This is a genomic window from Paraburkholderia sp. EG286B (genome assembly GCF_040965655.1).
Classification (GTDB): Bacteria; Pseudomonadota; Gammaproteobacteria; order Burkholderiales; family Burkholderiaceae; genus Paraburkholderia.
On record NZ_JBFRCF010000010.1, the window covers coordinates 200,220 to 213,092 of the forward strand.

Below are 12,873 nucleotides of genomic sequence, written 5' to 3' on the forward strand. Positions count from 1 at the left end.
GTTCTTCTTTATGCGGTTTATATCCGCTTCAGCTTCAGTATCCGCTCGGCGGCGGAGGCGGCGACCCCGGCGGGGGCGGCGGCAAATAGCGCGGTTGCGGCGCTGTCTGGAACTGCTGCTGAGGCGCCTGGAACTGCTGAGGCTGCGACATCGTCATGTTGCCGGGCGCCGGGATGCGGTTGCCGGTGGCGTACATGCATTGCAGATAAGCGTAGTCGTAACGGCGCTGCACGTCCCATGCGGAACCCTGTGCGTTGCCCATGCCGACCGCGCTGCCCGCGAGCAGGCCCGCGCCCGCGCCGATGGCCGCGCCCTGGCCGCCGCCAAATGCGGCGCCCGCGGCAGCGCCGAGCGCCGTACCGACCACGGCGCTGCCCACGCCGGCGCCGGTTGCCGCCTGGTTCGCCGTGACGCCGCCTACCTGCTGGAAAGCGAACTGGCGGCAGTTCGCGTCGTCGGCACGGAACTGATCGAAAGTCTTGCCCGTGCCAGGCAGGGCCATCACGCTCGGCCCCGTGGGCGTCACGGCGCATGCGCTCAGCAGCCCCGCTGTGGCGAGTAGCGCGAGATACGTGTATTTCATGTGCGGCTCGATATTTTCAAGGTGTTCAGTTCGACGGCGCCGGCTGGGCGGGAACCGCGCGCCAGCCCGACGAACATTGCTTCACATATGGATAGTAGGTTTTCGACTCGTCGCAGTAATACCAGGTGTCGGGGTTTGCCTGCTGGTCGCCCGCCGCATCGCCTGGCGCGGCGTTGACGGGGCCTTGCTGCGGGTCCATCGCGGGGGCCTGCCCCTGCTCGATGTAGTCGGGCGCCTGCGGCGGCGGCGCGACGATGACGGGCGCCGGCGCGTAGTAGTAGGGCGCGGGCGCGACCGGGTAGTAATACGGTACGCCGGCGCCGAAATACACGCCCACGCGCGCCGCCTGTGCTACGCCGCACACGCCGATCAGCGCGGCCGCAGCGGCCCCGAGAAACAGTTTCGACCTTCTCACACACGATCTCCAGAAACGGGCAGGCGGGAGCAACGGCGCGCGCCAGCCAATTATCGAACGCTATGACATTGCCGGAACCAATGCAATTACGCGAGTTGCACCGATTTTTCGAGTTGTTACAGAAGGTGCCGGGCTGGCAGGGCGCAAAGGGCCCCCGGAGTGCGTTCGGCGCGCAACGGCTCGCTTCGCGCTCCATTTTTCCCAGAAATGCGTGCAATGAGGTGCGAGCGTGCCTCGACCGGTTGTAATAATTGGATATCGATGCGCTTGCCGCCTGTGCTCGATACGACGTGGACGGCTCTCCTCGCCATCACAAATCAAGACGCCGTATCGATTTTCCGGGCACACGCCCTTCGTCAGAGTGACGTAGACCGTGCGCGCCTCACCGCCAGGGCGCGCCACGGCGTCCTTTCATAATTAATAAGGATTGCGACATGAATAAAATGCTTGCTTGTCTTGTCGCGATGCTGCTGGCCTCGTCGGTGGACTGCGCTTGCCGCCGGTCCGAACGTCGAACTGTACGGCTCGTTCCATCTGGCCCGTGCCGGGTGCGCTGCCGGTGGCCGGCTTGCAGGAAGTCATCAATCCGCCCGAGACGCTGGCGGCCGTCCCGCTCGCGCCGCCGTATCGGCTCGGGCTCTTCAACCAGCGCGCCACATTGATTTCCGTGGTCGATCTGAAGCAGTTGCTGCCTGAATGGCGGCCGAAGATAGCGCGCGCGTTGCCGAGGAAGCGGCCGTCTGATCCCCGGCCAGGGCGCGCCGGCTAGCGCGCGGCGCGTTCGCGCTCGAGCCGGCGCACGGCTTCGCCCACGTCCTGGCTGAACTGCGCGAGCGCGGCGAGTTCGAGGTTGGGCGGCTGCAGCGCCGACCAGAGCGCATCGACGAGGCGCTCGGCCGTGGCGTCGATGTCCGTGCGGCGGTTGGCGAGCGTCGCGTCCCACAGCACATGCTCCATGGGCCCGAAGACCAGCGAGCGCAGCAGCCGCAGCGGCAGGTCGTTGCGGATCTGTCCGCTCTCCTGGCCGCGCGCGAGCACGCGCATGAGCGGCGCCGTGTAGCGGCGCTGCATTTCCACGAGCGCTTCGCTCAGATCGTGGTGCCGCGTGCGGCCTTCCGAGAGCACCAGTTCGCAGATGCCGGTGCCGCTCTCCAGCATCAACTGCAGATGCATGCGCACGATGAATGCGAACTGCTGGCGCACGGTGCCGTCGCGCGGCAGGCCGCCTTCGATCGCGGCGATCGATTCGTCATACCAGTCGCCGATCACGCGCGCGCACAACTCCCGTTTGCCCCGAAAGTAGCTGAACACGGTCGCCTCGGACACACCGAGGCGTTGGGCGATCTCAGCGGTGGTGGCGCGTGCGTACCCTTTTTCCGAGAACACTTCGCGCCCCGCCTGCAGGATCTCGCGCACGCGCTGCTGCGACTTGCGGCCCGCCGGCTGGCGGCGCGACGCGGGCAGGACGGCTTTCGGGGCAACGGCTTCCATATTGAGCTTGATTCAATTTACGTCAGGATGGAATGAATTATCCGCGAAAAAAACGCCGCCAGACAAGGAAATTTCATCTACATGACAACTTGAGCGTCACTCAGAAATACCTATTGACGTTAACGTAAATCTGGCGTGAAATGTGCGTCCATGGGGCGAAGCTACGCCCGGTTCGAGATTCCCTGGAGACACACATGAGCAACGTACCCGGTTTGCAGTTCCCGCTTGGCGAAGAAGTCGAAATGCTGCGCGACAGCATCGCTGGCTTCGCGGCGAAGGAAATCGCACCGCGCGCGGGCGAAATCGACCGCACCGACCAGTTCCCGATGGACCTCTGGCGCAAGTTCGGCGACCTGGGCGTGCTCGGCATGACGGTCTCGGAGGAATACGGCGGCGCGAACATGGGCTACACGGCGCACATGGTCGCGATGGAGGAAATTTCGCGCGCGTCTGCGTCGGTCGGCCTGTCGTACGGCGCGCATTCGAACCTGTGTGTGAACCAGATCCACCGTAACGGCACCGAAGCGCAAAAGCGCAAATATCTGCCGAAGCTCGTTTCCGGCGAGCACGTCGGCGCGCTCGCCATGAGCGAGCCCAACGCCGGCTCGGACGTCGTGAGCATGAAGCTGCGCGCCGAAAAGAAGGGCGACCGCTACGTGCTCAACGGCACGAAGATGTGGATCACCAACGGCCCGGATTGCGACACGCTGGTCGTCTACGCGAAAACCGACCCTGAAGCGGGTTCGCGCGGCATTACGGCGTTCATCGTCGAGAAGGGCATGAAGGGCTTTTCGGTTGCGCAGAAGCTCGACAAGCTCGGCATGCGCGGCTCGCACACGGGCGAGCTGGTGTTCCAGGACGTGGAGGTGCCCGAAGAAAACATCCTCGGCCAGCTCAACGGCGGCGTGAAGGTGCTGATGAGCGGCCTGGACTACGAGCGCGCCGTGCTGGCGGGCGGTCCCACCGGCATCATGGCCGCGGTCATGGACGCGGTCGTGCCGTACATCCACGACCGCAAGCAGTTCGGTCAGGCCATCGGCGAATTCCAGCTCATCCAGGGCAAGGTCGCGGACCTCTATACGACCTACCAGGCGTGCCGCGCGTATCTCTACGCGGTGGGCCGCCAGCTCGATACGCTCGGCCGGGACCACGTGCGCCAGGTGCGCAAGGACTGCGCGGGCGTGATTCTCTACACCGCGGAAAAAGCCACGTGGATGGCGGGCGAAGCGATCCAGATCCTCGGTGGCAATGGCTATATCAACGAGTATCCGGTCGGGCGTCTCTGGCGCGACGCGAAGCTCTACGAAATCGGCGCGGGTACGAGCGAGATTCGCCGCATGTTGATCGGCCGCGAGCTGTTCGCGGAAACCATGTAATCCTGAGCAACTCACGGTAACGAAGGGAGGACGGGATGCCGGTCATCGAATCGAAGCTCAACCCGCGTTCGGAAGACTTCAAGGCCAATACCGCGGCACTGGAAGCGCTCGTCGCGGACCTGCGCGAGAAGATCCAGAAGCTGTCACTGGGCGGCGGCGAGGCCTCGCGCGACAAGCACCTTTCGCGCGGCAAACTGCTGCCGCGCGATCGCATCGCGCAACTGGTCGATCCGGGCACGCCGTTTCTGGAGCTCTCGCAGCTCGCGGCCTACGGCATGTACAACGACGACGCACCGGGCGCGGGCATCATCACGGGCATTGGCCGCATTGCGGGGCAGGAATGCGTGATCGTCTGCAATGACGCCACGGTGAAGGGCGGCACGTACTATCCGGTCACGGTGAAGAAGCACGTGCGCGCGCAGGAAATCGCCCAGGAAAACAACCTGCCTTGCGTGTATCTCGTCGATTCGGGTGGCGCGAACCTGCCGAACCAGGACGAGGTGTTTCCGGACCGCGATCACTTCGGCCGCATCTTTTACAACCAGGCGAATCTCTCTGCACAGGGCATTCCCCAGATCGCGGTGGTGATGGGCTCGTGCACGGCGGGCGGCGCGTATGTACCGGCCATGAGCGACGAGTCGATCATCGTGAAGAACCAGGGCACGATTTTCCTCGGCGGCCCGCCGCTCGTGAAAGCGGCGACGGGCGAGGAAGTGAGCGCCGAGGACCTGGGCGGCGGCGACGTCCATACGCGTCTTTCCGGCGTGGTCGACCATCTCGCGCAGAACGATGCGCATGCGCTGGCCATTGCGCGTTCGATCGTCGGCAACCTGAACCGCACGAAGACACCGCCCGTGGTGCTGCGCGAGCCGCTGCCGCCGCGCTTCGACGCGAAAAGCCTCTATGGCGTGATTCCCGTGGATACGCGCAAGCCCTTCGACGTGCGCGAGGTGATCGCCCGCATCGTCGACGACTCGGCTTTCGACGAATTCAAGGCGCGCTACGGCACCACGCTCGTGACCGGCTTTGCGCACATCTGGGGCCACCCGGTCGGCATCATCGCGAACAACGGCATTCTGTTTTCCGAGTCGGCGCTGAAGGGCACGCACTTCATCGAGCTGTGCTGCCAGCGCAAGATTCCGCTGGTGTTCCTGCAGAACATCACGGGCTTCATGGTGGGCCGCAAGTACGAAAACGAGGGCATTGCGCGCAATGGCGCGAAGATGGTGACGGCCGTGGCCACGGCCAAGGTGCCGAAATTCACGGTCATCATTGGCGGTTCGTTTGGCGCGGGCAACTACGGCATGTGCGGCCGCGCGTATTCGCCGCGCTTCCTGTGGATGTGGCCGAACGCGCGCATTTCGGTGATGGGCGGCGAGCAGGCCGCATCCGTGCTCGCCACGGTGCGCCGCGACGGCATCGAAGCGAAGGGCGGCACGTGGAGCGCCGAAGAAGAAAACGCGTTCAAGCAGCCGATTCGCGATCAATACGAGTTGCAGGGCCATCCGTATTACGCGAGCGCACGCCTGTGGGACGACGGCGTGATCGACCCGGCGCAAACGCGCGATGTGCTCGGCCTGGGCCTTTCCGCCACGATGAACGCGCCGATCGAAGAGACGCGCTTCGGCGTGTTCCGCATGTGATGCATTGAGGACCAGACAATGCAATACGAAACGCTCACCGTAGAAGTTGCCGGACACGTGGCGACCGTCACGCTCAATCGCCCTGAAGTGCGCAACGCGTTCAACGAAGCGATGATCGCGGACGTCACGGCCGCGTTCACCGCGCTCGGCGCGCGCGACGACGTGCGCGCGATCGTGCTCGCCGGCAGCGGCAAGGCTTTTTGCGCAGGCGCGGACCTGAACTGGATGCGCAAGATGGCCGGCTACTCCGACGCGGAGAACCGCGCGGACGCCATGCGTCTCGCGCAGATGCTCTCGGCGGTCTACCGCTGTCCGAAGCCGGTAGTCGCCCGCGTGCATGGCGACGCCTATGCGGGCGGCATGGGTCTCGTGTGTGCGGCGGACATCGTGGTGGCCGTGGAAAGTGCGCACTTCTGCCTTTCCGAAGCGCGCCTCGGTCTCATGCCCGCCACGATCGCGCCTTACGTGATCCGCGCGCTGGGCGAGCAGGCTTCGCGCCGCTACTTCGTTACGGCCGAAGCCTTCGACTGCGTCACCGCGCAGCGGCTCGGCCTCGTGAGCGAAGCGGTGAGCGCCGAAGACCTCGACGCCACCGTGCAACGCATCACCGAAACGCTCTGCGCGAACAGCCCGAATGCCGTGCGCGAGTGCAAGCAGCTCGTGCAGGACATCGCCGGCCAGACGATCGACGACGCCTTGATCGAAGATACCGCCGTTCGCATCTCGCGTATTCGCGCGAGCGAAGAAGGGCGCGACGGCGTGTCGTCGTTCCTTGAAAAGCGCACGCCGCGCTGGCGCGATCAATAAGGCAAGAAGCAGGAAACGAAGCGAGGACAGCACATGTTCAACAAAATCCTGATCGCCAACCGCGGCGAAATCGCATGCCGGGTCGCGGCGACCTGCAGGCGGCTCGGCGTAAAGAGCGTGGCCGTGTACTCGGACGCCGACGCGAACGCCAAGCACGTCGCGGCCTGCGACGAAGCCGTGCATATCGGCGAAGCGGCTGCGGCGCAAAGCTATTTGCGCTACGAGCGCATCATCGAAGCCGCGCGCGCCACGGGTGCGCAAGCCATTCACCCCGGCTACGGCTTTCTTTCCGAGAACGAAGACTTTGCGCGCGCGTGCGAGGCGGCCGGCATCGTCTTCATCGGGCCGCCGGTCGAGGCGATCGCCGCCATGGGTTCGAAAGCGGCCGCGAAGGCGCTGATGCACGCGGCGGCCGTGCCGCTCGTGCCGGGCTACCACGGCGACGACCAGGACCCCGCGCTCTTGCAGCGCGAAGCCGATGCAATGGGCTACCCCGTGCTGCTCAAGGCGAGCGCGGGCGGCGGCGGCAAGGGCATGCGCGTGGTCGAGCACAGCGAGGACTTCGTGGCGGCGCTCGCTTCGTGCAAGCGCGAGGCGGCCAGCAGCTTCGGCAACGACCGCGTGCTGATCGAGAAGTACCTCACGCGGCCGCGTCACGTCGAAGTCCAGGTGTTCGCCGACAAGCATGGCGGCGCGGTCTACCTGTTCGATCGCGACTGCTCGGTGCAGCGCCGTCACCAGAAAGTGCTCGAAGAAGCGCCCGCGCCGGGCCTCGAAGACGAGGTGCGCCGCGCCATGGGCGAGGCGGCCGTGGCCGCGGCGCGCGCGGTGCATTACGAGGGCGCGGGCACCGTCGAATTCATCATGACGGGCGCTAACTTCTACTTCATGGAGATGAACACGCGCCTGCAGGTCGAGCACCCCGTGACGGAGATGATCACGGGCCTCGATCTCGTCGAATGGCAGTTGCGCGTGGCGGCGGGCGAACCGCTGCCGCTCGGGCAATCGCAGCTTTCGATCACGGGCCATGCACTCGAGGCGCGCATTTACGCGGAAAATCCGGCGCGCGGCTTCCTGCCCTCCACGGGCACGCTCAAGCATCTGCGCATGCCGGAGGGCGTCGAGTTCCGGCTCGGCGAAGCGGGCCAGCGCGCGAGCGTGCGCATCGACAGCGGCGTGCGCGAAGGCGACACCATCACGCCGTTCTACGATCCGATGATCGCGAAGCTGATCGTGCACGGCGCCACGCGCGAGGACGCGCTTGCGCGCATGAAGCGTGCGCTCGAAGCGTGCGAGGTGGTGGGGCCGCATACGAACGTCGAGTTTCTGCAGCGGCTCGTGACCTGCGAGCCATTTGCGAATGCCGATCTCGACACGGGCCTGATCGAGCGTAACCATGACGCGTTGTTCTCGCCGCAGCAGAAGCCGGTGCGCGAAGCGCTCGCGCTCGCGAGTGCGGCGCTGCTGGGCCGTGAGGGCGGCGCGGCGCATGGTGCGTCGCCGTGGCACGCGCTTTCGCATTGGCGCCTGAATAGCGGCTTCGCGCAATCGCTCTCCTGGCGCGAGGTCGAAAGCGATACCGCGTTCACGGTGGCGCATACGCATGACGGCGGCGAGGAAACCCTCGCCTATGCAGGGCACGCGGCGCGCTACACGTGGTGGCGTGGCGAGGGCGCCGACGAATATGGCGCGACCATCGGCGACAGGCGCGTGACGGGCCGCGTATTCATCGACGGCGACGTGTTTCATGTGTTCTGCCTCGGCACGGCGATGGCGTTCGAGTGGCAGAACCTGCTCGCGCATGCGGCCGATGCGGAGCACGGCGAGGGCCGTCTGACCGCGCCCATGCCGGGCAAGGTGATCGCCGTGCTGGTCGAGCCGGGCGCCGTGGTCGAGAAGGGCGCACCGCTCATCGTCATGGAGGCGATGAAGATGGAGCACACGATCGGCGCACCTGCGGCCGGTAAGGTCACCGAAGTCTTGTATGGCGTAGGCGACCAGGTGGCCGACGGCGCGCAATTGCTCGTGCTCGAAGCCGCTTGAACTTGCTTGAACCCGCTTGAACTTGCTTGAGGCGGTTTGACTTGCAGGGCCAATCGGTCCCTTCCGGCTTCCCCTGTAGCCGGAGAACGACGTGAGAGTTTTGCCCTGGGGCGCTCTGCTAAAGCGGAGCGCCCTTTTTTTCGCGCTTGTGGATGAGAACCGCTCAATGTTCCTGCGCATGCGCGGCGAGCAGTTCCCGATGCCGCGCTTCGGTGGCGTCGTCGGCGGGGAACATGCATTCGAGGCGCAATTCCTGGGCAGCGATGTTTTGCGGCGTACCCACGCTCGTCACCATCGAGAAATAGCGCAGCACACTGCCGTCGTCGATGAAACTCAGTGGAATGACCGGCATGGTGGGCGTGCCGGCCGACCCATGATGCGCTTTCCAGTCGCCCGGCACGCCGGGGAACGCGAGCAATTCATCAAGTAGTGTGCGTGTTTCTTCGTCGATCACGCGGCCGACCGCTTCGCGATACACACGTTGCAGCAGGCTTCGCGAAACGTTCTCCCAGTCCGCGAGGAATGGGCGCATGCCCTGAGGGTCGAACATCAAACGCAGCAAGTTGCGTGGGGCTGGGTGCGCCGCCATGTCGATGAAGTGGCCGAAGAAGCGCGGCGCGGCGTCGTTGGCCATCAGCACGTTCCAGTGCCGGTCCATGACGATGGCCGGAAACGGATCGTGCTGGCGAATGACCCGCTCGAGCGCCCGCACGACATGCTGCATTTCCTGCGCGTTCCAGGGCGCATCGGAATAGACGGGCGCGTAGCCGGCGGCGAGCAACAGGGCGTTGCGCTCGCGCAGGGGCACGTCGAGCGTCTGTGCGAGGGTCAGCAGCGTGTCGCGGCCCGGTACGCTGCGCCCGCTCTCAATGAAGCTGATTTGCCGCTGGGAAATCCCGGCGTCCAGCGACAAATCGAGTTGACTCACGCCACGCGCATCACGCCAGTAGCGCAGCAGGGTGCCGAGTTCGCTTTGCGGCGCGTTCAGGTCGGGGCGCGTGGGGTTCATCGATTCTCCTGGTTGGATGCGGACTCGATCATGTGTTGAGAATAGGCGCTCATGCGCGGCTCGCCAATTACATGCCATGTAATCGCCGCGCAGCACAGGCATTGCGCGCGCCGCGTACGGCCACCTCCACTCGCGCGCACTTCGCGCAAAAACAGTGCGATCATTGAGCTTGGCTTTCGGCAGACCTCTCCGGCCGAACCCTGGACTTGTCGCCGAGCTGATCCGTCTCATGGATGGATCTGGGGTCGGAATGCAAATCCCAGCGTCCTTCACCATGGCCGTACCGCCCCGCTACCAGACAGGTGAGGTCATCATGCTTGGTGTTCGTAAGGCTGTGTTCCCGGTGGCGGGAATCGATACGAGCTTTCTGCCGGCAACGAAGGCGAGCCCGAAGGAAATGCTGCCGGTCATCGACAAACCGCTCATTCAATATGCCGTTGAAGAAGCCATCGGTGCAGGCATTACCGAGCTGATCTTTGTGACGGGCCGCGGAAAGCGCGTCATCGAAGATCATTTCGACAGGTCCTACGAGGTGGAACACGTGCTTAGGGCGCGCGGCAGGCAGAATCTCGTCGAACTCGTGCAGAGCATCAAGCCGGCGAATGTCGAGTGTGTCTATGTTCGGCAAGCCGAACCGCTCGGTCTCGGGCACGCCGTACTTTGCGCGGAAAAGCTGATTGGCGACGAACCGTTCGCGGTCGTGCTCGCCGACGATCTGCTCGACGGCAAGCCTCCCGTTCTCGCACAAATGGTCCATATCTTCAGCCATTACGATTCCTCGGTTCTCGCCGTGGAGGAATTCGAGTCGTGCGAGTCGACGAGTCATGGCGTGATCGACGGCCGGCATTGGGACGAGCGCGTGATCAGCGTGAGCCGCATCATCGAAAAGCCGACGCCCGAACTGGCGCCGTCGAGCTTTGGCGTGGCTGGGCGTTACGTGCTGATGCCGAGCATCTTCCACCATTTGCGCGCGCTGAAACCCGATGCCAACGGCGAGATCGAGCTCACGCCCGCTATTCATTCAATGCGTGAAGAGGAGCAGGTGCTGGCCTATGAGTTCGTTGGCAAGCGCTACGACTGCGGCACCAAGCTCGGCTATGTGCAGGCGACGGTCGACTTCGCCCTGCGGCATGCGGAATTGCAGGAAACCTTCGATGCGTGGCTGCGCGAGCGCATTGGCGCGGCGCAACTGGATGCGTGGGCAGCGGGTTCGATGCTGAGCCAACCGGCGCCGGTCGCGCCTGGGCTCGCGCATTGAAGCCATGCCTTTGCATAGGAGAATTGAATGTTAGCCGCGAGCGAGCAACCTCGATGACATCGTTTTGACGATTCCACCCTTTTTCAAGGCGATGTGAAGAAAGGATTGGTAAGAAACCGTGCAAGGTTCCGCCCGCCGCACTGCTTTAAAATCGCGGCATGAACCCCAGCGTCCTCATTGTCGACGACGATCCCGTCGTGCGCGATCTGCTGAGCCGCTTCCTGCGCTCGCATAACTTCGATACGGCCGTGCTGCACGACGGCGTCCACCTCCAGCGCCGCCTCGAGCGTGAACGTCCGTCCATTGTGGTGCTGGACATCATGATGCCGGAGACCGACGGCCTCGAGGCCATAGCCGCCCTGCGCGCGGCCGGCGACGACATTCCCGTCATTTTCGTCACCGCGCGCGGCGCCGTGAGCGACCGCATTCGCGGGCTCTCGCTCGGGGCGGACGACTATTTGCCCAAGCCCTTCGATCCGCACGAACTGCTCGTGCGCATCCAGAACATCCTGCGCCGGCGCGGCCCGTCCACCGCCAGCGCACCGGAGGCGCGCCGGCGCTACCGGTTCGGCGACTTCGAGCTCGACTTCACGATGCGCACGCTCTCTTGCGGCGACACGCAGATCCCGCTGAGAGAGAGCGAATTCGCCTTGCTGAAGGTATTCGCCACGCATCCCTACAAAGTGCTTTCGCGCACGCTGATCCACGATATCGTGCATCGCGACGAGCGCGAGTTCCACGAACGCAGCCTCGACGTGCCGATCTGGCGTCTGCGCCGCGTGATCGAAGCCGATCCGTCGAATCCGCGCCATATCCAGACCGTGCGCGGCAAGGGCTACGTATTCGTGCCGGATCCGGCGAATTATTCGGAGGCGCACGGCGCAGCAATTCAGTGAGAAGTCCGTTGAATACGCTGTTCGGGCGCATGGCGTTGCTCTCGGCGGCGGTTTTGCTTTCCATGCAGCTCGGCTGGTTTTTGCTGCTTGCCCGCCAGCCGCCACGCCATGAAGTCGATGGCTTCGCCCGTGGTGTCCTGCTCGCGCTGCGCGTGGCGAGCGAAGAGCACGTCGGCGGCGGCACGCTGCCGCCCCCGGTGCACCTCGGCGGTTCGCTCGAGCCACCGAGGGGGGGCGACCTGAGCGACGTGTTGCGCGTGCACCGCGTGCCGGTGTGGAACGTGCCCAAGGACGTACATCTGCACGAACCGAAGCGCAGGCCGCTCGTCGACTTGACGCGTCATCTGCGCGAACAGTTGCCGCCCGGCACGCAGTTCGCCGTGGACGACGCGCGGCCGCCGCAACTGTGGGTGCGCTTTCCGGGCAGCACGAGCTGGGTCGTCGTGCCGGTCGATATTCCGCCGCCGCCGCGCTTCGTCATCGAAGGGATTTCGATGCTGCTGGCGGCGCTCACGCTGTCGTTCCTCGCTGCCTGGCAGATCCAGAAGCCGCTCGCGAGCCTCGCCCAGGCGGCGCGCCGGTTCGGCACCGGCGAGCGCATTGCGCCGCTCGAAGGCAAGGGGCCGCGCGAACTGCGCGACGTGAGTGCGTCGTTCAACGACATGATGCGCTGCGTGAACGAGGCCGAAGACGACCGCGTGGTGATGCTGAGCGGCATCGCGCACGATCTGAAGACGCCGCTCACGCGGCTCAAGCTGCGAGCGACCCTGATGGCCGAGGAGGCGGAGCGCAACGGCATGCTGCGCGACGTCGATTCGCTCACCCACATCGTCCAGCAGTTTCTGGAGTTCGCACAGCAGTCGCCCGACGCGGGCAGGCTATTGAGCGTCGACGGGTTTCTGCAAAGCCAGTTTGGCAATCCTGACGAAATCGAAGGCGGCAACGGGCCGCTGTTCGTGCTCGATCTGCGTGCCGGTCGCCGGTTCAAGCTGCCGCAGGTCTCGCTGGACCGGCTCGTCACGAATCTGGTCGATAACGCGCTCGAGTATGGCGCCCCGCCGGTCGAAATCTCGACGGCGATCGAAGGCGGATCGTTCCAGATACGCGTACGCGATCACGGCGCCGGCATCGAGCCCGAGCGTATTCCCGCCGCCATGAGGCCGTTCGTGCGCCTGAATGCGGCGCGCGGCGGCGAAGGCCACTGCGGCCTTGGGCTGGCCATCGTCGCGCGGCTCGTGCGCGATAGCGGCGGCCAATGCGACGTCAAGAACCACCCCGATGGCGGCTTGCTCGTGCAGCTCAGCTTTCCTGTCGCCCACGGCTGATACGCCACCACAAAAAACGCGCCGAGC

At 65.0% G+C, this 12,873-nt stretch carries 12 protein-coding genes; 8 read left to right on the forward strand and 4 right to left on the reverse strand.

Annotated elements, in window-relative coordinates; all coding sequences use genetic code 11:
- Positions 1-34: 34 nt before the first annotated feature.
- The gene (locus tag AB4Y42_RS22830; protein ID WP_342918989.1) at positions 35-583 is read right to left on the reverse strand and encodes a hypothetical protein; all 549 of its coding nucleotides are present in this window, start codon (positions 581-583) and stop codon (positions 35-37) included.
- A 25-nt stretch (positions 584-608) separates the two neighbouring features.
- Positions 609-998: a hypothetical protein gene (locus tag AB4Y42_RS22835; RefSeq protein ID WP_368695419.1), complete on the reverse strand. Its 390-nt coding sequence runs from the start codon at positions 996-998 to the stop codon at positions 609-611.
- 559 nt (positions 999-1,557) lie between these two features.
- Here AB4Y42_RS22835 and AB4Y42_RS22840 point away from each other — a divergent pair.
- Positions 1,558-1,767 carry a chemotaxis protein CheW gene (locus tag AB4Y42_RS22840; RefSeq protein ID WP_368695420.1) on the forward strand — a complete coding sequence of 70 codons (210 nt, stop codon included), beginning with the start codon at positions 1,558-1,560 and terminating at the stop codon, positions 1,765-1,767.
- Here the strand turns inward: AB4Y42_RS22840 and AB4Y42_RS22845 are convergent.
- Positions 1,764-2,489, reverse strand: a complete 726-nt coding sequence (locus tag AB4Y42_RS22845) for a TetR/AcrR family transcriptional regulator (protein ID WP_368688538.1) — start codon at positions 2,487-2,489, stop codon at positions 1,764-1,766. The two genes, AB4Y42_RS22840 and AB4Y42_RS22845, sit on opposite strands and share 4 nt — an antisense overlap.
- A gap of 194 nt (positions 2,490-2,683) precedes the next feature.
- Here AB4Y42_RS22845 and AB4Y42_RS22850 point away from each other — a divergent pair, with 194 nt between their 5' ends.
- From AB4Y42_RS22850 to AB4Y42_RS22865, 4 genes are read left to right on the forward strand one after another with little or no spacing between them, the layout of a single operon-like run.
- The gene (locus AB4Y42_RS22850; protein WP_342946745.1) at positions 2,684-3,865 is read left to right on the forward strand and encodes an isovaleryl-CoA dehydrogenase; all 1,182 of its coding nucleotides are present in this window, start codon (positions 2,684-2,686) and stop codon (positions 3,863-3,865) included.
- 35 nt (positions 3,866-3,900) lie between these two features.
- Positions 3,901-5,508, forward strand: a complete 1,608-nt coding sequence (locus AB4Y42_RS22855; RefSeq protein WP_368688537.1) for a carboxyl transferase domain-containing protein — start codon at positions 3,901-3,903, stop codon at positions 5,506-5,508.
- A gap of 18 nt (positions 5,509-5,526) precedes the next feature.
- Positions 5,527-6,315 carry an enoyl-CoA hydratase/isomerase family protein gene (locus AB4Y42_RS22860; protein ID WP_368695421.1) on the forward strand — a complete coding sequence of 263 codons (789 nt, stop codon included), beginning with the start codon at positions 5,527-5,529 and terminating at the stop codon, positions 6,313-6,315.
- A gap of 33 nt (positions 6,316-6,348) precedes the next feature.
- Complete coding sequence (locus AB4Y42_RS22865) at positions 6,349-8,358, forward strand: acetyl-CoA carboxylase biotin carboxylase subunit (RefSeq protein ID WP_368688535.1); 2,010 nt, start codon at positions 6,349-6,351, stop codon at positions 8,356-8,358.
- 163 nt (positions 8,359-8,521) lie between these two features.
- On the opposite strand, the gene AB4Y42_RS22870 is transcribed toward AB4Y42_RS22865, so the two are convergent.
- Positions 8,522-9,367, reverse strand: coding sequence for a helix-turn-helix domain-containing protein (locus AB4Y42_RS22870; protein WP_368695422.1), 846 nt, complete (start codon positions 9,365-9,367; stop codon positions 8,522-8,524).
- Between the two features lie 313 nt (positions 9,368-9,680).
- On the opposite strand from AB4Y42_RS22870, the gene galU reads away from it, so the two are divergent.
- The 3 genes from galU to AB4Y42_RS22885 all read left to right on the forward strand — a co-directional run bounded on the left by galU (position 9,681) and on the right by AB4Y42_RS22885 (position 12,846).
- Positions 9,681-10,625, forward strand: coding sequence for a UTP--glucose-1-phosphate uridylyltransferase GalU (gene galU, locus AB4Y42_RS22875; RefSeq protein ID WP_368688533.1), 945 nt, complete (start codon positions 9,681-9,683; stop codon positions 10,623-10,625).
- 158 nt (positions 10,626-10,783) lie between these two features.
- Positions 10,784-11,521 carry a response regulator gene (locus tag AB4Y42_RS22880; protein WP_028202613.1) on the forward strand — a complete coding sequence of 246 codons (738 nt, stop codon included), beginning with the start codon at positions 10,784-10,786 and terminating at the stop codon, positions 11,519-11,521.
- A complete protein-coding gene (locus AB4Y42_RS22885) occupies positions 11,518-12,846 on the forward strand; it encodes an ATP-binding protein (protein ID WP_368695423.1) in 1,329 nt (442 codons plus the stop codon). The genes AB4Y42_RS22880 and AB4Y42_RS22885 overlap by 4 nt, the downstream gene beginning before the upstream one ends.
- Positions 12,847-12,873: the final 27 nt, after the last annotated feature.

Coding starts and splice junctions, on each gene's coding strand:
- AB4Y42_RS22830 (WP_342918989.1), bottom strand. CDS start 583: ATGAAATACACGTATCTCGCGCTACTCGCCACAGCGGGGCTGCTGAGC.
- AB4Y42_RS22845 (WP_368688538.1), bottom strand. CDS start 2,489: ATGGAAGCCGTTGCCCCGAAAGCCGTCCTGCCCGCGTCGCGCCGCCAG.
- AB4Y42_RS22850 (WP_342946745.1), top strand. CDS start 2,684: ATGAGCAACGTACCCGGTTTGCAGTTCCCGCTTGGCGAAGAAGTCGAA.
- AB4Y42_RS22855 (WP_368688537.1), top strand. CDS start 3,901: ATGCCGGTCATCGAATCGAAGCTCAACCCGCGTTCGGAAGACTTCAAG.
- AB4Y42_RS22860 (WP_368695421.1), top strand. CDS start 5,527: ATGCAATACGAAACGCTCACCGTAGAAGTTGCCGGACACGTGGCGACC.
- AB4Y42_RS22865 (WP_368688535.1), top strand. CDS start 6,349: ATGTTCAACAAAATCCTGATCGCCAACCGCGGCGAAATCGCATGCCGG.
- AB4Y42_RS22870 (WP_368695422.1), bottom strand. CDS start 9,367: ATGAACCCCACGCGCCCCGACCTGAACGCGCCGCAAAGCGAACTCGGC.
- galU (WP_368688533.1), top strand. CDS start 9,681: ATGCTTGGTGTTCGTAAGGCTGTGTTCCCGGTGGCGGGAATCGATACG.
- AB4Y42_RS22880 (WP_028202613.1), top strand. CDS start 10,784: ATGAACCCCAGCGTCCTCATTGTCGACGACGATCCCGTCGTGCGCGAT.